Annotated in this window: 21 protein-coding genes; 11 read left to right on the forward strand and 10 right to left on the reverse strand. The window is 62.0% G+C overall.

The annotated features are described in order from the left end of the window. On the forward strand, nucleotides 1-1,113 hold the full coding sequence (locus K426_RS29670; protein ID WP_007686147.1) for a replication initiator protein A: 1,113 nt from the start codon (nucleotides 1-3) through the stop codon (nucleotides 1,111-1,113). Between the two features lie 63 nt (nucleotides 1,114-1,176). On the opposite strand, the gene K426_RS29675 is transcribed toward K426_RS29670, so the two are convergent. The 5 genes from K426_RS29675 to K426_RS29695 all read right to left on the reverse strand — a co-directional run bounded on the left by K426_RS29675 (nucleotide 1,177) and on the right by K426_RS29695 (nucleotide 6,892). Continuing rightward, nucleotides 1,177-1,491 (reverse strand): ribbon-helix-helix domain-containing protein, encoded by a 315-nt coding sequence (locus tag K426_RS29675; protein ID WP_007686146.1) that lies wholly within the window; start codon nucleotides 1,489-1,491, stop codon nucleotides 1,177-1,179. Then, the gene (gene parA / locus K426_RS29680) at nucleotides 1,488-2,141 is read right to left on the reverse strand and encodes a ParA family partition ATPase (protein ID WP_007686145.1); all 654 of its coding nucleotides are present in this window, start codon (nucleotides 2,139-2,141) and stop codon (nucleotides 1,488-1,490) included. The genes K426_RS29675 and parA overlap by 4 nt, the downstream gene beginning before the upstream one ends. A gap of 126 nt (nucleotides 2,142-2,267) precedes the next feature. Next, nucleotides 2,268-2,861, reverse strand: a complete 594-nt coding sequence (locus K426_RS29685) for a SprT-like domain-containing protein (protein ID WP_066553303.1) — start codon at nucleotides 2,859-2,861, stop codon at nucleotides 2,268-2,270. A gap of 112 nt (nucleotides 2,862-2,973) precedes the next feature. Further along, nucleotides 2,974-3,840: a recombinase family protein gene (locus K426_RS29690; protein ID WP_006953933.1), complete on the reverse strand. Its 867-nt coding sequence runs from the start codon at nucleotides 3,838-3,840 to the stop codon at nucleotides 2,974-2,976. Nucleotides 3,841-3,982: 142 nt separating this feature from the next. Next, nucleotides 3,983-6,892: a Tn3 family transposase gene (locus K426_RS29695; protein ID WP_021224283.1), complete on the reverse strand. Its 2,910-nt coding sequence runs from the start codon at nucleotides 6,890-6,892 to the stop codon at nucleotides 3,983-3,985. Nucleotides 6,893-7,437: 545 nt separating this feature from the next. Between K426_RS29695 and K426_RS29700 the strand changes: the two genes are divergently transcribed. The 4 genes from K426_RS29700 to K426_RS29715 are packed head-to-tail and all read left to right on the forward strand — an operon-like array spanning nucleotide 7,438 to nucleotide 8,676. Continuing rightward, a complete protein-coding gene (locus K426_RS29700; protein WP_007685985.1) occupies nucleotides 7,438-7,719 on the forward strand; it encodes a type II toxin-antitoxin system RelB/DinJ family antitoxin in 282 nt (93 codons plus the stop codon). Then, nucleotides 7,688-8,008 carry a type II toxin-antitoxin system YafQ family toxin gene (locus K426_RS29705; RefSeq protein WP_007685988.1) on the forward strand — a complete coding sequence of 107 codons (321 nt, stop codon included), beginning with the start codon at nucleotides 7,688-7,690 and terminating at the stop codon, nucleotides 8,006-8,008. The genes K426_RS29700 and K426_RS29705 overlap by 32 nt, the downstream gene beginning before the upstream one ends. Before the next feature lie 35 nt (nucleotides 8,009-8,043). Beyond that, nucleotides 8,044-8,463: a helix-turn-helix domain-containing protein gene (locus K426_RS29710; protein WP_007685989.1), complete on the forward strand. Its 420-nt coding sequence runs from the start codon at nucleotides 8,044-8,046 to the stop codon at nucleotides 8,461-8,463. 51 nt (nucleotides 8,464-8,514) lie between these two features. Next, nucleotides 8,515-8,676 carry a helix-turn-helix domain-containing protein gene (locus K426_RS29715; RefSeq protein ID WP_015449421.1) on the forward strand — a complete coding sequence of 54 codons (162 nt, stop codon included), beginning with the start codon at nucleotides 8,515-8,517 and terminating at the stop codon, nucleotides 8,674-8,676. Nucleotides 8,677-8,915: 239 nt separating this feature from the next. On the opposite strand, the gene K426_RS29720 is transcribed toward K426_RS29715, so the two are convergent. From K426_RS29720 to K426_RS29735, 4 genes are all read right to left on the reverse strand, one after another. After that, entirely contained in the window at nucleotides 8,916-9,485 is a 570-nt protein-coding gene (locus K426_RS29720; protein ID WP_062121710.1) for a hypothetical protein, read from the reverse strand. Nucleotides 9,486-9,585: 100 nt separating this feature from the next. Next, nucleotides 9,586-10,563, reverse strand: coding sequence for an ExeA family protein (locus K426_RS29725; protein ID WP_007685991.1), 978 nt, complete (start codon nucleotides 10,561-10,563; stop codon nucleotides 9,586-9,588). Then, nucleotides 10,563-12,215, reverse strand: a complete 1,653-nt coding sequence (locus K426_RS29730) for an IS481 family transposase (RefSeq protein ID WP_007685992.1) — start codon at nucleotides 12,213-12,215, stop codon at nucleotides 10,563-10,565. The genes K426_RS29725 and K426_RS29730 overlap by 1 nt, the downstream gene beginning before the upstream one ends. Further along, entirely contained in the window at nucleotides 12,208-12,804 is a 597-nt protein-coding gene (locus tag K426_RS29735) for a recombinase family protein (protein ID WP_007685993.1), read from the reverse strand. The genes K426_RS29730 and K426_RS29735 overlap by 8 nt, the downstream gene beginning before the upstream one ends. Before the next feature lie 165 nt (nucleotides 12,805-12,969). On the opposite strand from K426_RS29735, the gene K426_RS29740 reads away from it, so the two are divergent. The 3 genes from K426_RS29740 to K426_RS29755 all read left to right on the forward strand — a co-directional run bounded on the left by K426_RS29740 (nucleotide 12,970) and on the right by K426_RS29755 (nucleotide 17,631). Then, nucleotides 12,970-13,662 carry a hypothetical protein gene (locus tag K426_RS29740; RefSeq protein ID WP_007685994.1) on the forward strand — a complete coding sequence of 231 codons (693 nt, stop codon included), beginning with the start codon at nucleotides 12,970-12,972 and terminating at the stop codon, nucleotides 13,660-13,662. Nucleotides 13,663-14,344: 682 nt separating this feature from the next. Continuing rightward, on the forward strand, nucleotides 14,345-14,884 hold the full coding sequence (locus K426_RS29750; RefSeq protein WP_257721833.1) for a vanillate O-demethylase oxygenase: 540 nt from the start codon (nucleotides 14,345-14,347) through the stop codon (nucleotides 14,882-14,884). Nucleotides 14,885-15,075: 191 nt separating this feature from the next. Further along, nucleotides 15,076-17,631 carry a TonB-dependent receptor gene (locus K426_RS29755; protein WP_007685998.1) on the forward strand — a complete coding sequence of 852 codons (2,556 nt, stop codon included), beginning with the start codon at nucleotides 15,076-15,078 and terminating at the stop codon, nucleotides 17,629-17,631. Between the two features lie 94 nt (nucleotides 17,632-17,725). Here the strand turns inward: K426_RS29755 and K426_RS29760 are convergent, their stop codons facing one another. Beyond that, entirely contained in the window at nucleotides 17,726-18,604 is an 879-nt protein-coding gene (locus K426_RS29760) for a LysR family transcriptional regulator (protein WP_233431924.1), read from the reverse strand. 164 nt (nucleotides 18,605-18,768) lie between these two features. Between K426_RS29760 and linE the strand changes: the two genes are divergently transcribed. Genes linE through K426_RS29775 form a run of 3 tightly spaced genes read left to right on the forward strand, consistent with a single transcriptional unit; the run spans nucleotide 18,769 to nucleotide 21,282 of the window. Continuing rightward, nucleotides 18,769-19,734, forward strand: a complete 966-nt coding sequence (linE, locus tag K426_RS29765; RefSeq protein WP_007686007.1) for a chlorohydroquinone/hydroquinone 1,2-dioxygenase — start codon at nucleotides 18,769-18,771, stop codon at nucleotides 19,732-19,734. A gap of 34 nt (nucleotides 19,735-19,768) precedes the next feature. Further along, the gene (locus K426_RS29770; protein WP_218847786.1) at nucleotides 19,769-20,569 is read left to right on the forward strand and encodes an alpha/beta fold hydrolase; all 801 of its coding nucleotides are present in this window, start codon (nucleotides 19,769-19,771) and stop codon (nucleotides 20,567-20,569) included. Beyond that, on the forward strand, nucleotides 20,566-21,282 hold the full coding sequence (locus K426_RS29775) for an alpha/beta hydrolase (protein WP_007686010.1): 717 nt from the start codon (nucleotides 20,566-20,568) through the stop codon (nucleotides 21,280-21,282). Before K426_RS29770 ends, K426_RS29775 begins: the two co-directional genes overlap by 4 nt. The last annotated feature ends 2 nt before the right edge of the window (nucleotides 21,283-21,284 follow it).

A 21,284-nucleotide genomic window follows, 5' to 3' on the forward strand; every position in this document is an offset into this window, starting at 1 on the left:
ATGACGATAGACCCCTCCCCTTCCCTGTTTGACGCGCCGATCGCCGCGCCGGTCTCGGCCGTGGACGGCGACGATCGCACGCCGCTGCTGCCGGTGCGCCATCCCAACCAGGACTTGTTCATCTGCGACGTGCTGGACGCCATCCCCAAGGATGACATGGCCTCAATGGAGCATCCGGTGTTTTCGCTCTCGACCAAGCCCGACAACCGGACGCGGCGCTACGAGCATAACGGCAACGTCATCGAGATTATCCCCTCGGGCAAGGGGCTGGCGACGATCCACGACAAGGACATATTGATCTACTGCATTTCGCAGCTCGTCGCGAAGATGAACCAGGGCGAGCAACCTAGCCGCACGGTGCGCCTGCAAGCCTATGACATGCTCGTCGCCACCAACCGGCAAACCAGCGGCGAAGGCTATCGACTGATGGCCGACGCCCTCACCCGCCTGCGCGGGACCACGGTGCGGACCAATATTCAAACGGGCGGTGTCGAAGAAACGCGGATTTTCGGCCTGATCGAAGAGGCCAAGATCACGCGCAAGACGTTCGATGGCCGGATGCTTGATCTCGAAATCACCCTGTCGGATTGGGTCTATCGCTCGGTCATCAGCAAGAACGTCCTGACGCTCCACCGCGACTATTTCCGGCTCCGCAAGCCGTTCGAGCGGCGCATGTATGAACTGGCGCGCAAGCATTGCGGCGTGAAGGACGAATGGAAGATCGGCCTAGAGTTGCTACAGAAGAAATGCGGCTCGAACAGCCCGCTCCGAGTGTTCCGGGCCTTGGTCAAGAAGGTCTGCGAGCATGACGCCGATCACGGCCATTTCCCCGACTATGCGGTGACGATGGATGATGACGTGATCTTGTTCCGCAACCGCTCGGGCCTCAAATCCAAGCCCGATCCGGTCGCCAGCGCCGGCGACGATGCGCCCTATATCGACCCGGAAACCATGCACGACGCCAAGACGGCCGCGCCAGGCTATGACGTGTATGCGCTCTATGACGAATGGGTGTCGTGGTGGCACGACATGGGCAAGCCCGAACTCAAAAGCCCTGCCGGGGCCTTCCTCGGCTTCTGCAAGAAACGGCACGAACGCAAACCACTACGCTGATCCCCTGCTCTATGCGGGCAAGCGGCCATGTTTACTTACCCGCATGTTTGCATGTGGACATGCTCACTTGCCTACAGGGCTTTCCCCCATCTTGCGAAGCCAGTCGTTGAACGCCTCGGCCATCGCGTCCTGTAGGCTCATGCCGTGCTTGCGGGCGGTCATGTGCATGGCGAAGGACATTTCCGGGCTGAAATAGCCCGTCATGGCCTTCTTGCCCTGACGGCTCGGCGCAACCGGGTTGCTGCTCGATCCGCTGCCGGAGCCTGCGCCAGTGCCACGGGCGATCGGCGCGGCCGCCCTCCCCTCCGGCTCGACCATCGCCGGCGCTGGCGCTGCATCGCGATCCCGCAATGCGAGCAATGATCCCTTCCGGCTCATGCGTTGGCCCTCCGCTTCCTAGATGCTTGCATGTTTACATGCTCGCATGTCCACTTGTAAAGCTGGCGCACCTCATCGGCCGCCTTGCCGCTCGGCTCGATCTCCATCGCCGTCTTGCCCTCGGCCGCCGCGTGGCGAAAGGCGGCGCGATCCGCGATATGGTGGGGGCAGGCGTCAAGCCCATAATCCTGCACGAGCTGCGCGGCTTCGTCATACATGCGCGGCGCGGTCGGGCTTCCCGCCGTGAAGATCACGAAAGCAGGCTTGCCGCGCATCTTCACAAGGCTGGCGGTCGTCTTGATCGCCGCCAAATCGAACGCGCTGGGGCGGCAAGGGATCAACACTAGGTCGGCCGCCTCGACGGCGGCGCTGGCGGCGCTGTCGGCGTGGGGCGGGGTGTCGATTACGATGAACGCCGCGCCCTGGCCCGTCGCCTGCTCGATCTTGGCGGCAAGGCGAGGGGGCGCGCTGTCGATCACGACCGGGGGCGCATCCTGTCGCCATGCCGCCCACTGGCTCGCCGTCGCCTGCGGGTCGACGTCGATCACAAGGGCGGTATGCCCGGAATCCTCGGCGGCGGCGGCCAGGTGCAAGGCGAGGGTGGTTTTCCCCGCGCCGCCCTTCTGGCTGATGATCGCGATTGTTGGCATGTGAATATCCTTACATGATCGCATGTTTGCATGTGGTCATACTGGCTTGCTCCGGTTGCGTCAACGAAACCCCGAACTGGCGCGCAGCGTCAATGAAACCCCGAATTGCGGGGAGGGGAGGGCGGTCTAGCCGTCGTCGCCGCCCTCATCCTCGCTGCCGTCGTCCAGCGGCTCATGCTCCATGCGGCCGTGATCCTCGATCGGGCAAAGCGGCGCTCCGGCCAGCTCAAGCCATTTGCGCGCGGTCCTCACGGTATAGCCGCACGTCGCGCACTCGCATTTGAGCATCCGGGTTTTCTGCTTCTTCGGCGCGGTCGACTCCCCATCGGTGTCGAGACGGGCATGGGGGAGGGGGCCAACGGCGTCCAAGATCGGCGCGACGGCCGCAAGAAACGCCTCGCCGGGGGTGGTGGCGCGCATCGGCCCGACGAGCCCCAGCCCCAGCGCGATCCGTTTAAACGCTTTCCCATGCCCTGCCGGGATGCCGACGGCGGCATGGACCAGCTCATGCGCGAGGATGGCCGCGATCTGCGCCGGCATGGCGTCAGGCGCGTGCGCGAGGTCGGGCCGGATGAAGATTTCAAAATGCCCGTCCGCGCTCAGCCGGTTATCCCAGCACTCGCCGATCGCCTTGCCCTTCCGGCCCGAGCTGGTGAAGCCGATCGCCACGCGGATACGCGCGGGCAGGGGAGCGTCCAACGCCGCGAACAAGGGGGCCATGCCCGCCGCCACCCGATTGAGCCAGCTTTCCCGGTTGTCCTGTTCGGCCCAGTCGGCCCGAAGCTGCGATTTTGGCCAGGTTGAAGAACGAACACTGAACGCTTGATTGATTCTACCAGGACCGTTGCTGACCACCGACCTCGTAGATATCGGCTTCCATGGAGCAATTGTAGCTCTCTGCGATGTTGAACATCTCGGAGAGGAGGCTTTGGATTTCCTCATCAAGGGAAATGCCATCCGGATCGGGGTCATAGGCGACGGTCAGTTTGTAATCACAATTGCCGTTTTTTACCATGGCGTAGTCGCGTTCCAGCATCGCCTCAATCCGCTCCCGAGCGGGTTTTCTACCTCTTCCACGCTTGTTGAAGTTCTCGATAATCAGATGCAGGGCGATGCTGGCAGTGGGCGGCTTTTCCGGCAGTTTGGTCTGTGACGGAATAATGTCGAGCGCCCGATAGACGGTCATTCGTGAGACCTTCAGGTCGCGGGCAACGCGGGCCTTGCTGGCGCCGGCGGCAAGGCGACGGCGGATTTCATCGTCATCGACGTTCTTCTTCCGGCCTTTGTAAACGCCTTCGGCGCGCGCCGCTTCGATCCCGGCGCGCTGACGATCCTTGATGAACTTCAGCTCCATATCGGCGACCATGCCGAGTATGGTGATGACCATTCGCCCCATGTCGCCCGCCGTCGTCACCTCTGGCTCAAGGATGCGCAGCGAAGCTCCCTTTTCATCAAGCTCATGCACCAGGTTCAGGACATCGCGCGTGGAGCGGCCGAGCCGGTCGAGCCGCAGCACGACCAGCTCGTCGCCGGTGTGCATAAACTGCATGATCGTTTCCAGTTCCGTGCGCCCGCTCCGCGAGGCCCCCGATCCGGTCTCGGAACGGATAATTTCGCAACCTGCATTCTTGAGGCGGCCAATCTGGATATCCAGATCCTGGTCCGTGGTGCTGACGCGGGCATATCCGATACGAGCCAAGTGCAAAATCCGTCACATTAGGGTGGCTCTTGCAGTGTATCGTCACATTGAGCGCAAACCCACCCTTTTGTGACAGACGAATGGTGTCACTCGGCCCTATCACTCTGGGGTGTACCCAAATGTTATAGGCCGATCAGCCGCCTCACGCTGCAAGCCGTCCAAAATCAATCCGGTCGTTCAGGTCGAGGTCGAAGCGGCCATAAGGGTTCACATGACTGTAGATCAACGGCGTGAGACCACGATAATCTTCCGGCGTCATCCGCCCCGCCCACTTCGGCTCAACCAGTACGGTCTGAAGCATGCGGGTGTTCACATACACCAGCGACGCTTGCAGGAGGTGTAGCGCCAGAACGGAGATTTCCTGCTCATGGATGCGGTTGGTGGCGATCTCGCCGCCCTTGCCGAAGAACACGAAACCATTAGCGCCGTTCCAGTTCTCAACCACATTCAGCCCTTCGTGGATCTCGCGGCGGAATGCCTCCTGACGCAAATACCGGCATAGGAAGATTGTTTTGACCGCGCGGCCGAGTTCACTCAGCGCCTTGTAGGTCGGGTGCATCACTTCGGCTCTGGCAAACCGGAGCAGGATCGCTTCCGGATCGGCGGTGCGCGATTGCATGGCAGCGGCATATTTGACCATTTCGTCATATTGTTGCTCGATCTCGTCCCAGTCGATCGGGCTGGAGAGGATCGGCAGTAAATTGGAAAGCCGCGTGCGCATGCCGGCTTGGGGAAGGGCCAGTTTCTGGCGTGCCACTGCTTTCAGCCGCGGGGCAAGCTCAAATCCAAGGAGTCGGCAGAACGCAAAGCCGACTGCGCTCTGGCCGTGGCTATCGACGTACTGGCGCTGGATTTCCATGTCGGTGCAATGGCGTAGCACGCCTTCGATCATGGAGGCGACCTCCGAGGAAGAGCACCGCTTGAGCTGGGAATAAACGCAGGTCGCGCGCTTCTCCACATGCCAGTAGATCATGACGCCACGGCCGCCATAGCGGGCGTGCCATTCCGTCATCAGGTTGCGGTCCCACGCGCCGAACTTCGTTGAATCGGACGCGCATGCCGTGCCCGCATCTCCCCATACTGCGGCATTGCGGATTGCCAGTGTCGCGTTTGCTACCCGCGCGCACGCCTCCCTCAGCGCTGGCGCGTGGATGAAACGGCGATGGACATGCAGCAATTCCTCGTAACTGACATCGGGTGTTGCGCCAGCGACCCGCTTGAGCCCGGCGTTCGTGCCCAAGCCATAGAGACACAGCAAAAGACGCTGAGCCAAGGCTGCTTTCGACAGGGTAACCCGCGAGGCCGACGTTTCGAAAGCATCCATCAATCCCGTGTCCAGAGCAGCCTCTTTCAACACGTCCAGCAGTCCGGTCATCGGCCAGCGCTGACCGATCTCGCTTTTGATCGAAGCGAGACCCTTCGGTTCGGGCAAGGGCTTGAACGGTGTAATCGATATCCGGTTGTCGCCGCGCCACAGGAGCCGGACCTTGTCGTTTTGTGGAATATTGGCATTGAGGAGCAACAGTTCCCGTTCAAGCTCCTCCCGGATCGAGGCGCAAAACGCCTGCGCATCTGGCGTCAGGCTGAGGCCGGAATAGTACGCATCTCGCCTGATCTCGAAGTCCTTGGGAAGATCGTCATCGGGATTGCGATAGCGATCCGCCCCGACCACCCAGATTTCTTTGGAGCGGATGCGGTCGCGCAGTTGCGTCAGGACGCAAAGCTCATAGCTGATCCGGTTTACCCGCCCATCGTCATCAATGACGGAACTGCGCCATCGCGCTGGAATCACCTCATCGATCGGAACATCCTGCAATGGCACGAAGCGGCATCCGCCATCCACCTTGCTCCTGATCCAGTCGAGGGCCGCCAGGACCGGCCGCCACACCGCGTTGTTCGACCGGAACTCAAGTACGGAAAGCAGGCTTGGCAGCATGCGCCGGTAATGATTGGCCCAGGAACCACGCATCACCTTGTAGATGCGCCGGTCCAGAGCGCCCTTCGCATGGCTCTCCTTGACGATCGCCGCCAGCTTGGCCTTACCGGCGATCGGGAAAATGACATCGCAGATGCGCCCCGATGGTTCATTGATCGAGGCGCTGGCGATCTCGACCAGCAGGCGCTCCTTTCCATAGACCCGCTCGATGTCTTTCGCGATATCGCCCACCACCTTGCGTTTCGAGCGCGTTCCGATCTTGTGAACGGTTTCGATCAGCAGGTCGATCATCGCGTCAGTGAGTTGCGCCTCCCGCGACATTAGATAAATCGCATAAAGGCCGAGCTGTCGCGCCGGCGCATGCCGGCGCATCTCCGAGGCCTTTTCACCGGCAACGCGGCGAACAATCTGATCGACCCATGGCTTGCCCGTAGCCGTCAGGAGATCATGGGGAAGATCAAGTCTCTGGATAAAGGCGAGTTTCTCGGTCACGTCGAGAATGTTGTCGAGCGTTGCCTGTCCGGCGTCACCCTTCATCCTGTTGAATCCGGTCGAGCTGTCCGGATCGGCAAGCGAGGCTTCCAATAACGCCACCGCATCTGACGAAAGCCGATCACTGGCTCCGATCAGCCAGGTGTCCAGATAATCTTGCCGTTGTGAGCGAACGACACGTTCAAGCTCCTTGCGCGACGGCCCATAAATACGCCGGTCCCGGCACCACAGGAAAACATGCTCAAGCATGGCATTGATCGACTGGCCGCCCGGGCACAGCTCGCCAGCAATCCATTCCGTCAATTGCGCGCGATCCACCCGCTTCATGCGGTGATATCCAAGATGGATCAGGATCTCCGCACAATGCCGTCGTGCTGTCCGACTGGAAAAGTCATAACCGGCTATCTCGCCAGCCTCGACACCGAGTTGCTCGGCCAGATACGAGAGGCCATCGGTAGGGATTGAGCCGGGATCGATCGCGAAAAACCCCAGGGAAGCGAAGAATTTCAGCTGCGCGGCGAGGCCAAGGCGCGTCAGGGCCGGCTTCGAATTTACAAAATCAATATCGGCAAAGCTCAGGCTCCATCGTCCGATCAAATCCCCGCCCGGAATACTCCGATCCATCAACCCACTCCCTATGATGGAGCGAACTGTCCTCTTCTATGATTTCCATCGTCAATACCGAATGCCACGTTCCCAAAACGTTCTCCGACTTGGCCAAAATCGCAGCTTGGGGCCGACTGGGCCTGTTCCATACCTTCTACTCCCTTCAAATCGCCCTGCGGGGCGATGGCTGCGGCCATCGCTCCCGAGTTCGCGCGGAGCAGCCGGCGAGAGAGGGGGGCAGCGGGAATCTGCGGGAGTGGTGCGGGCGGGCGCTTCGCGCCAACCCGGTCCCGCTGATTGCCGTTGCTGGGGAGAGGCGGCCGGGACCGCCTTTCCCCATGCGAACGAACATCATGCCGGCGCACGCCGGCACCATGCCCGAGATCCGCTTGCGATCTCGGCCCCGCCATGTGGGTCGTCACCTTCGGCCAAGACCGCTTGCGGGCTTGGGGAGCGAAGCGAGTAGAGCCACGGTGCCGCGCAGCGGCAGGCGCAGTCTCCTCGCCTAGATTGAAATTGTTGCTCAAATGAGCTACATCGTTCGTCTGACTAGGGAGATTCCAATGGCTGCTACCGCGTTCGTGCGTGCGCGCATCGACGAAACATTGAAGGATGAAGCCGCCGCCGTCCTAGCCGAGCTGGGGCTGACGGTTTCCGATGTGGTCCGCATGACGCTTACGCGGGTCGCCAAGGACCATGCCTTGCCGTTCGAGCTGAAGGTGCCCAACGCCGAGACGCGCGCCGCGATCGAATCGTCCCGCGCGACCATGAAGGCGCGTCGTGCGCGCTTCACCGATCCCAAGGAACTGTTCGATGCCCTCGACCAAGAAGCCCGCCAGCAGTAAGCGGGCTTCGTTCCCAAGAGAGGCATCCTACGAAAAGCGGTTCGTCAAGGATTGGGAGCGGCTGTCGCGCAGCGGCCGCTACAACATGAACCAGCTCAAGGAAGCGATGATGCTGCTCATCGCCAACGATGCGCCGCTTGGCCCGGAATGGCTGGACCACGCCCTCAAGGGCGATTGGAGCGATCATCGCGAGTGCCATATCGGCGGCGATTTCCTGCTGATCTACACGATTGAGGGCAATCTGGTGAACTTCGTGCGCGCGGGAACCCATTCGGAACTGTTCGAGTAATCGGCTCGACGGCCGAACGTTTGGAAGGCAGGGCAATGAACGCCGACGACATGAAGGTCGAAACCTTCGCCTGCGTCTTTGACGCAATCGCCGACACGCCGGAGGAGGCGACGGAGTTGAGGACGCGCGCGGACCTGATGCGGGGCATCACCGCGCGGGTGAAGTCGTGGGACGTGCCGCTGGGCGAGGCCGCCAAGCGGCTCGGGCTGACGCCGCCCCGCCTCAACGACCTCCTGCGCGGGAAGTTTAACAGATTCTCGCTGGATGACCTGATGACCGCCGCGACGGCGGCGGGCATCGCGCCGCCGGCACCGCGCAAAAGCTCGTGGGATGACCTGCGCGGGATAGTGAAGGGCAACGGCGCGCGGTTCACGATCGAGGAAATCAACGACGCCATCGCCGAAGCCGGCGCAGCAGCCGGCATGGCCGGGATGAACGACCATGACGGGGACTGATCGAAACGGCGAAATCCTTTATCCACCGATGGAGGCGGCCGAAATCCGGCGGTGCGCCAGGAGAGCGGTTTGAGCCAGGCCGGGTTTGCGCGCTTGCTGTGGGCGCACAAGCGCACGGTCCAGCGCTGGGAGGCCGGCACGATGCGGCCGACTGGCGCGGCGCTCGCCTTGCTGACGCTGGTGAAGCGGCGCGGCATCCAGATTCTCACCTAGAAGGATTGATAGATGTAGGCGATTGCAAAGATACTGGCCTCTGCTCGCAAACAGCGCGGATTTCTGCTCAGATTTGCTGACAGCAGGTGGGCCATGCTGCTCACGCTATGCGACAATGTGCTCGCCATCATCCGCGCCTGCTCGCAAACGGAGAAGGCCTGTTCTCGCTTTCTGCCAATAGCGAGGAGTGCCGGTGAGCGGTCTGGCAGCGATCGTTCCCGCCGGGTTTGCCGTAAGCATCAGCGCTCCCACTTCCTCAGGCTAGCAACGGATTGATCGTATAATGCCTGGAGCGAGCCGACCTGATTGTCTCGGAAGTGAATCGTCAGCACGAGATTGTCATACGGCAGATTGGCCGTGCAGAGCCCCGGCCGCGAGCCTCCGCCCATGGCGGAGCAACTCGCCAGCGATGGAGGACGCTTCTGACCTGCTTCGGCTGGCAACTGGTATGTCCAGAAAACACCATCACTTACCTTGCGCAGTGTTCGGCCGCGCCATGAAAGCGGGCGACTTGCGCAGACAGTCGAGTTGACAAGCGCCTCTGTTCCCGCTGCGCGGGCACACATCCGCTTCTTGCTTGCCACGCCCACCAAGTTTCGCTCCGGCAAGCTTGCGCTCGGATTTAGGTAGAACGAGAACCCGTCGCTGGGATCGAGCGCTGGTAGAAAGAACGGCTTATCATTGTCGGATATGTCGTTGGCTCTCGGGATGTCGAAGACTCGTCCCTCCAACCTCCTCTCGGCCGAGGCCGAGCACGCGCTGAGCAAGCTGACGATCGATAAAGAAGCTGCGGTAAGATGCCTGTTCATGCCGGCAGGCTATGAGAGAAGCGCAACGTCCACAATCGGTGGCACAGACGACATGCGTTGCGTCCGCGTGCGGGAGATACCAAGGCGAGGACAGCCAGTATCATATCGGCACACCGGCTTCGCGGAGCCGCTCGGTCAGGTCGCGGGTGTGTTCGGCGTCCAGCGTTCCGGCGAGGAACGCGCGTATGTCGGACGGCCGGGTGTTGAGCTGGCTGGCGAGCGCGCCCGCATCGTAACCGTTGCGCGTCAGCGTGGGTTCGAGGTCGTCAATCGCCCGCGACAGCACCTGCTCGACGATCTCGGCCGTGACGGGCTTGGCAGCGAAGCGGAAGCCCTGCTCGAAGGCGAGTGTCAGGTGCATCTCGATCTGGAGCGGGGTGCGCAGGCGCTCGGCGATGAGGTCGATCGCGTCCTCGTTCATCAAGTCGGCAACCTTGACCCCCTCGGCCGCACAGGCGCCGAGCAGCCAGGCAACATAGTCGCGGCGTTCGGCGCCGATGCCCTCATAGTCGAAGGTGGTCGTGCGGTAGCCGATCTCTTCCATTTGCGGGCGGCGCAGGTCGTTGCGTAGCCGAGGATGGCCGACCAGAAGGACCGACAGCAGCACGCCGGCATCAGCCACCACCTCCATCAACCGCTTGAGGCCGGTCAGCGTCTTGTGGTGCAGGTCATGCGCCTCGTCGACCACCAGTACGACCGGGCGCTTGCCCTTGCGCATGATGTCGCGCAGGTCGCGCTCGCGGCGCTCGGCCTGCTTGGGAATCTTCACCTGGGCACGGTCACCGGGCGAGAGATCGTAGAACAGCGCCTCGATCAGCGAGGGCAACGAGGTGCGGCGCTTGTCGACCGCAAGCGACTTGGCGACGGCGACCTTGCCCGCCCGGGCCAGCTCGTCCTCGATGCGGCGCAGCAGGTGCGTCTTGCCCGATCCGACCAGGCCGGAGACGACGATCAACCTGCCGGTCTGCACGGCCGCACAGACCTCGCGCACGAGGTTGCGCTGATGCTCTGTCTCGAAGTTGCCGACGCCTTGGAACGGGCGGGCGAGCCCGTAGCTGGATTGAACGTCGGCGAGCATCAGCTTGTCCCCCGTCTTGACTGGAACCGCTCTCGGATGCGGTCAGCGATGATGGTCTTGTCGAGCGTTTCGCCCAGCAGCGCGTCGATGAAGGCGCGGTCTGCCTCAGGCAGCGAGCCGAGCGGTCGCCGGAGCTGGTCGACGATGGCGTGGCGCGCCGCGAGCCCGGTCGGGTATGCCGTCTCGACCGCCGGCTCCGGAAAAGGTGTTTGCCGCACCGCGAGCCCTGCGGTGGAGGGCGGCAGCGACGGCAGCGGCCGGTCGCCGCCCGTCACGGTCGCGCGGGGCAGCCCCAGCTGGTCAGCGAGCCGGACCACCTTGTCGAGCCGCTCCTCGGCGCGGCTCTTCTGATACTTGCGATAGCGGTAGAGCGGCACGGCGCCGCGCGACGGCTCGTAAGGGCCATGCCGCTTGCCGTCATGCTCCACGAAGAGCTGCTGGTCGAACAGCCCCCAGAGCAGCGTCACCGTCTCGCCGGCGAGCTCGGGCTCGACCTCGTAGGAAGCGCCCTCAACCGAGACGGTCGCGTCGCCCGCAACGGTGCGCCGCTCGGGCTCACGAGCGAAGGCGCAGAACCGCTCCCATGAACACATGGCCCGCACGCCATCGCCGGGCAGGTGCCGCAGCCAGTGCTCGATCCGCGCGTGTGGCTCGGAACGATGGTCGCCGTTGTTGTAGGTGACCAGCGCACGCCGCATCCACAGATTGGCTTCCGCCTCGTCCTTGGGTTTGTGGAAGTGGTACAACGTCTCGTGCACCTCCTTCACCGTGCGGAACGGCCGCTCGACCTTGCCCTTGGCGCGGGCCGCGGTGTGCCGGTCGTCGGCCTTCGGCGGCAGATGGGTGAGGACGCGCACGCCGAGGCTGCCCATCACCGACTGGAACACGCGCGACCGGCTGACCGGGCCGTTGTCCATGTAGATCGTGACCGGCAGGCCCTGGAACGGCAGTTCGGGCTCAGGCTTGGCGGCGAAGGCGTTGAATAGAAAGCGCAGCGCGGACTCGGCATCCTCGCCATAGACGCTGCGATATTCCTGGTAGACCACGCCCGAGCAGTCATCGACGGCCGAGAACAGCATCAGCGTGGGTTTGCCGCGACCCTGCTCGATCCAGAGCGGCGCCTCGACCTGCTTGAGGTCGGACGGGCTCATGTCGAAGTGCCACAGCTCGTTGGATCGCCGCGCCTGAAAACGAACGGCTGCGTGGGGGCGGGTCACGCGGGCATAGTCCAGCCCTGATGAGCGGAGCAGCCGGTCGATGGTCGCCCGCTTCAGCAGGCCGGGTGCTACCTTGACCAGGCCCTCCGGCGTCTCGACGCCATCGGTTTCCAGGAACTCGATGGCGCGGGCGGTCGAAACGTGCCGGCCCTTCTTGTTGGTGGTCCTGATCTTCAGTGCGGCGACGATCTCGGCGTAGCGCTCCATCTCGGCCTGCGGGGCAACCCGCGTCGCACCATGGTCGGACCGGCGCACCGACTTGGGGCGGTTCAGCTCGCGCAACGCCCGGTAAAGGGTCCAGATGGAGATGCCATAGGCCTCGGCCGCACGGGCGATGATCTCGGTGCGACCGGGGTCGCGTGGGGGCAACAGCGACAACCGTCGGCGAAGATCGATCAGCGCCTCTCCAGGCGGTCGCTTCGCCCGGTCAGCCATGGGCTGTTGCAGCCTCCTTGATCGATGCACCGCTGCCGCGCTTGCCTGCATAGCGATAGAGGGTCGCGACCGACACGCCCATGCGCTTGGCGATGTCGCGCACCGGCAACGTGCCCTCCTTCATCATCGCCCGTGCCGCGGCGACGTCGCTCGGGCGCATTGCCGATGGGCGGCCACCCTTGCGACCCTGCCGGCGCGCCTCCACTAGCCCCGCGGTAGTTCGCTCGCGGATCAGGGCACGCTCGAACTGCGCGATGGCGCCGAACACGTGAAAGGTGAGCATGCCACCCGGCGTTGTCGTGTCGATGCTCTCGGTCAGCGACACCAGCCCGATCTTCTCGCGCTCCAGATCCTCGGCCGTGGCGATCAACTTCTTGAGCGAGCGGGCGAGGCGGTCGAGCTTCCAAACAACCAGCGTGTCGCCTGCGCGCAGCACGTCTTCCAGAATGCGCGCCAGTTCGGGCCGGTCATCGCGCGCGCCCGACGCCTTTTCGGTGAACACCCGCTCGCAGCCGGCCCGCCGCAGCGCATCGAGCTGGAGCTCGGGGTTCTGGTCGCTGGTGCTGACCCTGGCATAGCCGACCCGCATGAGCGTCTGATCTTCTCCAAACTCGTGCGGGGCATACCGTTTTGCGACGCGGGTTTCCAGAACAGTTTTGACAAAGTGCGGCCCGCAGATTTACGTTGCCGGCCCAGCAAGGCGATCGGCTCGTCAGAAACGGTCGTTTTGCAGAACCGCTGAGGAGCCGGGTTCATGCAGGTGCTCGATACGGTTGGCTGGGTCGGTGATGGCGACGACACCGACTTCTTCCTCGCAATCGAGCGCACCTTCGATCTGCGCCTGCGCTCGAACCTGCCTTGGACAACGTTCGGCGAGGTGCGTGACCATGTCGTCGCGCATGTCGCAGCCTACAGCGGGGGCGGCACGACATGCGCCACGCAGATGACGTTCTACAGGCTTCGACGCGCGCTCGGGCTTGGCCGGCACGTCGGGCCGGATGCGCCGTTGGCGCCGCTGATCGGTGGGAAGCTGCGCCAAGCGTTCAGCGACCTGGAAGCCGATACCGACCTCAAGATGCCGGCGACGCGAGCCGGATGGCTTGGGATTGTCAGTGGTCTCTGCTTCGCTGTCGCGGTCGCGATCCTCGCCTTCACGACGCTGGCACCTCCCCTTCGCATCTTCGCTGCTGGAGCGAGCGCCTACGCGGGGCTATGGTTACGGCACCTCGACCGCCGGCGATTACCTCGGAGGTGCGACACTATCGGCGATCTCGCCCGACTGGTCACGGAGCAGAACCGTGGCAGGCTTGCCCGCGACGGCGCGCGCCTCACCGCCCCCGAGATTTGGCGGATCATCCAGCAACTGGCCGCCGAGGAGAGCGGGATCGACCCCGATCTGATTGGGTCGGAAACGACCTTCTTCCGAGCCAAAGTGCGAGCAGCCTGATCAATGGCTTACTGGATTGCATAGATTGATGCCGAGACACGGGACATTGCGTGGCGTCGGACTGACGGCTTTGGGTGCCGTTGTCGTCGCAGGCTCTTTCGTCGCTCTCGGATTGCGACCGGATGGGATCGCCAGCTACTATCGCGATACGCTGACTCCGGCAGGGTTTGCCATTTGGTTCTGCGGCTTCGTAGCCGCCACACTCGCTCCACCCGCCATAGCTGTACTCTGCTGGTTTGGCGCCATGCGGTTCCGCTACGGGTGGCTTCTCCACATCCTGCTTGTTCCTGCCACCTACGCCGCTGTGCGAGGATCAATCGCGCTCATGCTCGCGGTAGCAAGTGAGCCGGACAGCGATGGCCCAACGAGATGGGCTACCGATCCAGCAGTGATGCTGATGGTGGTTTGCCCCATCGTGTACTTTCTGATCTTGGGTTCCACAAAGCTGCGTGAGCATCGCGCATCAGCAAATGACTGCTAATCTCGACTTTGTAGTTGGCAGATACCATGAGCGGCCCTTTGCCGTTTGCGAGCAGACGCGGATGATGGCGAGCACATTGTCGGATAGCGTGAGCAGCATAGTCGGCTCGTTGTCAGGTAATCTGGGCAGGAAAAGGCGCTGTTTGCGAGCAGAAGCTGCTACGGTTGCAAGCGCCTACATCTAAGCGCGCCGGCCTTCACCATCGGCAAGAGGCACGTGTTCCAGGATGGCGACACGGTGTGGAGCAATGTCTCTCATCCTAACGACTTCATCTCGGACATCATGAACAACATGTTCAACTCGCATGGCAAGCGCTTCGACGCATGGACGGACGTTCAGTGGACAGCGCCCGGGTCGATGTCGCTGCTCAGCTATTATGCCGAGCCTGGCACGCCAAAGGAGGACGGGCATATGCACACGTCCATCCACGTGATGACGCCGGAGTCACCGGACACCACACATTATTTCTGGGCTTTCGGGCGCGACATCCATCCGGACAATGAGGAGTTCTCCGCAAAATTGCGCGCCGGCATCGAATATGCGTTCGAGGAAGAGGACAAGCCGATGATCGCTCTCCAACAGGCGCAAGTCGGCGATCGGGACATCATGTCCATGCGGCCTGTGCTCCTGGCTGGCGATGCTGGCGCGGTGCGCGCTCGTCGCATGCTGCGTAAACTTATCGCGCAGGAGCAATCCAACGGCGAAGAGGCGAGCGATCAGAAGCAGTCAGTGGACGCTTAGGATTCAGTCCGCCTGTTTCCTGGCTGACTGTCGCTTCTGTCGTAAGTCTAGCGAGATCCAGTCTGCACGTGAGTTGAAAGTCAGGTGTGATGACTTCTTGCATTAACGCTGTTTGAAAGCGCGCAAGTGCCACTGGCTGCCAAAGCAGCCAGCCAGCTTGCGAAAAATAAAGAGGGAGGGAGAGGTACAATATGAAAAACCGCATCAAAATTGGGCTGATGCTCGGCACGGCTGGTGCGCTCGGCTGGACCCCGGCATACGCGCAGGCCCCCGCTGAGGCACAGATTGCTCCGGCGCTGCCTCAAGCCGTGGCGCCTGCTCAGGCGGAAAGCACAGACCCCGCGTCCAATGTCGGCATCGGGGACATCGTGGTCACGGCGCAGCGCCGCGCGGAGAATGTCCAACAGGTCCCGATTGCCGTTGCAGCTTTTTCCGGTGCGGCCCTGCAGGAAAAAGGCGTCGACAATGTTTCGCAGCTCGCGAACCTCACCCCCGGCGTGCAGCTATCGTCCACGTCGCAGATTTTCAGTTCGCCATCGATGTTGTCCGGATTCATCCGCGGCATCGGCCAGGACGACTTCGCACTCAACTTCGACCCGGGCGTCGGCACCTATGTCGATGGTGTCTACCTCGCGCGTACCGCCGGGTCGAATGTCGATCTTCTCGACGTGGAACGCATCGAGATCCTGAAGGGCCCTCAGGGTACGCTGTTCGGACGCAACACCATCGGTGGCGCGATCAGCGTCGTCACCCGCAAACCGACAGACGATTTCAGCGTGATGGGTCAGGTCTCGGGCGGTCGCTTCAACCGAATCGATGTCGGTGGCGTCATCAACATCCCGATCGTCGAGGGCAAGCTCAAGAGCAGCATTGCCTTCTCGTCGAAGAACCGGAACGCTTGGCAGAAACGGATCCCGTTCCCTGGAGCTGCAGGCTTTGCTTCGGATCCTTCAGAAGCCTTCCAGCAGATCGATTATACCTCGCGGACCGCAGCAGGCGGCATCAGCGAACAGGGCGTTCGCGGTAAATTGCTATGGAACGCGACCAATGCGATCGATGTGACGCTGGAGGGCGACTATCTCAACTCGGAAACGAGCGCTTCGCCAAGCACTCTTCTCGGTACACGGTCAACTGTGTTGTCACCGGCCGGAACGCCAGTCGATGCGGACGGAAACGGCGTCCCGGACTCCACTTTGGCCGGCCTCTATAATACCTGCATCAGCCTTCCGGAGTCAGTGCTCGGCGCGATTGGTCTCGGCGGCGCCTGTGGCCCGCGTGCGGGCGGCCTCCCGGCTATCGCCGGCGCGAACGCGGACGCCGATCCCACCAATAGTCGGCTTCCGATCGATAACCGCTTCGTTACCGGTAGCCTCAACCGTGGTTACGGCACGGGTATCAATTTTACCAACACGCGCAATTTCGGATTCACAGGGACCGTCGATATCGACTTGGGTGGACCTGCCTTGAAGTCGATCACCGCCTATCGCAATCTCGACACCCGTTTCGGACAGGATCTCGACAACTCACCGGTCGTGGGGTTCGAGGGCTCATTCCGGGTGAAGCAGCATCAGTTCAGCGAAGAGCTGCAGCTTTCGGGCAAGGCGTTCAATGACAAACTCGATTATCTCGTCGGCGCGTATTATTTCTCAGAAGGTGGTAGGGAATCGGAGGATGTCGCATTTCCCGGCGGTCTGTTGCAGATCGTCGGAAACTATCGGTTCAACACCAAGTCCTACGCGCTCTTCACGCACCTCAACTACCGTGTGAACGATCTCATCGGGATCACGCTGGGCGGACGTTATACCAAGGAAGATAAGACGCTCGTTGGAAGCCAGCGGGACCTCAATATGCTTCTCACCAAACTCGGTACTCCGGCATTTCTGTTCCCGGATCCGACAGACCTGTCGCAATTCTACCCGACAGGGGAGCAGAAGCTCTCGTTCAGCAATGTTTCGCCGCGCGTCGGCATCGAACTCCATCCGACCGAGCGGATAATGCTGTACGGATCATTCTCGAAGGGGTTCAAGTCGGGCGGCTGGACGACCCGCGTCGCCGCTCCGGTCCCGCCGGATCCGACCAAGCCTGCGGACAAGCAGGCGCCGAGCTTCAATCCGGAGAAAGCCGACACGTTCGAGATCGGCTTCAAGTCGCAGCTTTTCGATCGAATGCTGCAAGTCAATGCTGCGGCATTCTACACGGACTACAAGGGCATCCAGATCCAGATCCAGCGCGGCATCGGTGCCTCCTTCGAGAACGCCGGCAACGCCAGAATCAAGGGTTTCGAGGTCGAGACGATCTTCGCGCCGAGCCGCGTCTTCCGCGTGAGCGCGTCGGCGGGATACATTGACGCTTACTATCGGAGGATCAACGATCCGTCGGGCACGATCACGCTGGCGAGCCGGCTGCCGCGTGTCCCGAAGTGGACCGCGACGCTATCTCCCGAGTTCAACGTTTTCCTGGCCAATGAAGGTCGGGTCACACTGCGGGCGGATTATTCCTACAAGTCCACCATGGCGGCGGATGCGGAAAACACGCCCGAGTTGTTCAGTGGGAATGTCAGCCTCGTCAATGCCTCGCTCACGTACAGCGCGCCCGGCGACGACTGGTCTCTCGCAATTGGCGGGAACAATGTTTTCAACAAACGCTACATCGCAAATGGCGTCAATCAGCTCAATGGAGCTGGCCTGCTGAGCGCGGTGCCGAACAGGCCGTCTGAATATTATGCGACTTTGAGGTTTAAATTCTGATCGACCCGGACTGATCCCACTCCGGATGCTCCTATCTGTCCGGCCCGGGTTTAACCTAGGCCGGGCTTTCTTTGCTAGGTCGATGGCAGCTTTCTCACATCCGCGCGGACAGCACCTTGTGCAGGAGCTGTCGCAACCAGCGGTGAGGCGGGTCGTCTTGGTTCCTCGCATGCCAATATTGCCTGACCTCAAATGCTTCCATAAGAATTGGCGGCCGCACGGCCCGGAGTCCGTAGACCTCGGCGAGCCGACCAATCACGCGAGCCGGAGCGGTAAGAATAAGGTCCGACTCGAAGCAAGCTGCCAACGCCACGAGAAAGCTGCTCGCGACGATCCTGATCCGATCGGGATGGATCTTGTCGAGGAGAGCGCGTTCGACGGCACGATGGGCATGGGCCATACCCTTGGTGCTGACCACGATATGATCTGCGGCCATGAAGTCATCGGTCTCACCGGACTTGATGAACGGATGACCTTCCTTTCCGAAGCACAGATATTCCTCCTGGTAGAGCCGTTGCGTCTTGATGCCGGCAACAAGGCTCGGATAGGCGCCGACGGCGATATCGACATGCCCGGTCTCGAGCGCGCTCACCATTTCATCGCCGCTCAGCGTGAGTGCGCGGTAGCTGGTGTGTGGTGCCTCGAACCGCGCCGCCGAATGCAACGCCGTCAAAACGACAAGATGGGCGATGTCCGATCCGGCAATGATGAATTCGCGCTTGAGACGGTCAGGTGAGAATGTCTGCCCGCCTTCAGCCAGGTCGCGACGCAGTTCCAGCAGTTGCTGAACAACCCCGGCGATCGCCTCGGCACGTGGTGTCGGCTCCATGCCGTCGCGCGCCCGGACGAGAAGCGGGTCGCCCAATGCTTTGCGCAGGCGCGCCAGCCCATGGCTGGCGGTGGGCTGCGGTAGGTCGAGTTCTCGTGCAGCGGCGCTGACGCTGTGCCGCTTTAACAGCGCATCCAAAAGCACCAAGTGCCGAAAATCCAGGTCATCTATATTCACAATCTGAATTGTATCTATGAAGGTCCGCCAATTGTCAAATACTCCCTGATCCCTCAAACAGGCTGCAGCAGCGATCGTTGTGCAGGTTTGAAGAGACGATCCGCAATCGCAGAAAATAGTGGAGAGCGATCATGATGCAACTGCCCGAACGCGTCGAAGGACTTCATCACATCACCGTCGCGACCGGATCCGCGCAAGGCGACGTGGATCTTCTCGTCAAGACGCTGGGACAGCGGCTCGTCAAGAAGACGATGTTCTACGACGGCGCACGGCCGGTCTATCATCTGTATTTCGGCAATGAGCTTGGCGAACCGGGCACGCTGTACACCACTTTCCCCGTTCGCCAGGCTGGCTACACCGGAAAGCGTGGTGCAGGGCAGATATCGGCGGTTTCCTATAACGCACCCGTCGGTACGCTTTCCTGGTGGCAGGAGCATCTCATAAAGCGCGCTGTGACCGTCTCGGAAGTGCGTGAGCGGTTCGGGCAGAAATATCTGTCGTTCGAGCACCCCGACTGCGGTGTCGGCTTCGAAATCATCGAGCAGGACACGGACGGCCAGTTCGAGCCCTGGGACTCTCCCTATGTGCCCAAGGAGGTCGCGCTGCGGGGCTTTCACAGCTGGACGGCCACCCTAAATCGCAATGAGGAGATGGACTCCTTCATGCGCAATGCCTGGAACCTGAAGCCCCAGGGACGCGACGGCAATTACCAGCGCTACGCTTTCGGCAATGGCGGTGCGGCCAAGGTGCTAGACGTCTATATCGATGAGGACGAAAGGCCCGGCACCTGGGCGCTTGGCGAAGGCCAAGTTCATCACGCCGCGTTTGAAGTCGCCGACCTCGACGTGCAGGCCGCGCTCAAATTTGACGTGGAAGGCCTCGGCTACACCGATTTCTCAGATCGCAAGCACCGCGGCTACTTCGAATCGATCTACGTTCGTACGCCGGGCGGCGTGTTGTTCGAAGCCTCGGTCACGCTTGGTTTCACCCATGACGAGAGCCCCGAGAAGCTCGGCAGCGAGGTCAAGGTCGCGCCGCAGCTCGAAGGTGTAAAGGACGAGCTCCTCCGGACGATGAACGATCCGATCGTCATTTGATCGCAAGGATGACTCCGCAGGCTGGGTGAAGAGAATGTGGCGACATCGGGCAGTCAATAGCCGAAATGGTGCGCGGATCGGTGTTCATACCACTGGCTTGCCGAGCGGTGAGCCGATCCTGCTCCTTTCTTCCCTGCTGGCCGACTGGCGGTCCTGGAATGACGTGGCCGGTCGTTTACCTTCAGGGGTATATGCGATCACGATGGACCTGCGGGGTCATGGAACGAGTTCGCCGAGTGCCGGCGACTACAGTCTAGCCGAACTGGCGGCCGACGTGCTTAATGTAATGGATAACCTCGCGTTTGCAAGAGTTCATCTTGTTGGCACGTCGGTCGGGTCGATGGTCGCGCAATATCTTGGCGCCACGGCGGGACACCGGCTTATCTCGCTGACACTCGTGGCAGCAGGTTCTCTCGTTCCAGAGCCAGCTTGGCCGATCTGGGACAAGCGGGTGGCCGCAGTGCGCAGCGGCGGGCTCATTACGCAGGTGCCGATCGTGTATCCGGCATGGTTTTCCGGAGCGGTCGACCAAGGTCTGCTGGATCTTGCTGAGTCGATGATCTTGGCCACGACAGTTGCCGGATTCACCGGCGCTGTCGCAGCGATCAAGGGCCATGACGCGAGAAGCCTTCTTCCGCAGGTCGAAACGCCAACGCTCGTCATAGCCGGTGCGAACGATGCCGCCGTGCCACCGGAGGCGGTCCGCGCGACCGCCGCTCTCATTCCAGGTGCCGCATTCGAAGTTGTGACGGGTGCCGCGCACCAGGTCGCGATGCAGCATCCTGTCGCCTTTGCGGACCGGCTATGCCGCCATATTGCTGGAGCGCCGCGATGACGTTTTCCCCTGAAGGACCCTATGGGACAATCGTGACCGGCCCGCCTGTCGAACAGGCAAATGCTGCGATCATTCTTCTGCACGGCCGTGGCCAGCGTGCGCAAGCGATGCTGGAACTTGCGAGACAGCTCGATCTGCCCTCTGTCGCCTGGCTTGCCCTGCAAGCGCCCGCCGGGGCGTGGTACTCGCCCAAATATGACGGGTTCGATCCAGACGGCGACAGGTCTGTGGCTGACGCCTGCACCGCCTTGGCTGAGATCTCCTCGCGGCTGGAAGCAGCCTGGGTCGCGCTAGACCGTCAGGGCATAGTCGGCTTCAGCCAGGGTGCCTGCCTCGCCAGTCACTTCATGTGGTGCGGCGCTGCGAAAATGGGGTTCCTGGGCTCGCTGACCGGAAGCCTCCCGGGTTTTGAGCTCCCAACCGCGCCAGTTGAGCCTCGGTTTACCGGTCTCAAGGCGATATTCACAGGTGGTCTGAACGACGATTGGGTCAAGGCAGAGCATGTGCGGGAGACAGCTGAGCGCTTTAGACTCTCTGGTGCTGATGTCGGCGAGTATATTCAACCGATCAAGGACCATGGAATTGGGGCGGACGAGATCGCGTTGTTGCGAGACACCCTGATCGCACGCTTCGAGCTGAACCCGCCGGTCCCTACGCGCGGGCCGCGACATCAGCCGCTCGTGCCGCAAAGCACGCCAAGTCTGACGGATTGAAC

This window comes from Sphingobium sp. TKS, assembly GCF_001563265.1.
Taxonomy (GTDB): Bacteria; Pseudomonadota; Alphaproteobacteria; order Sphingomonadales; family Sphingomonadaceae; genus Sphingobium.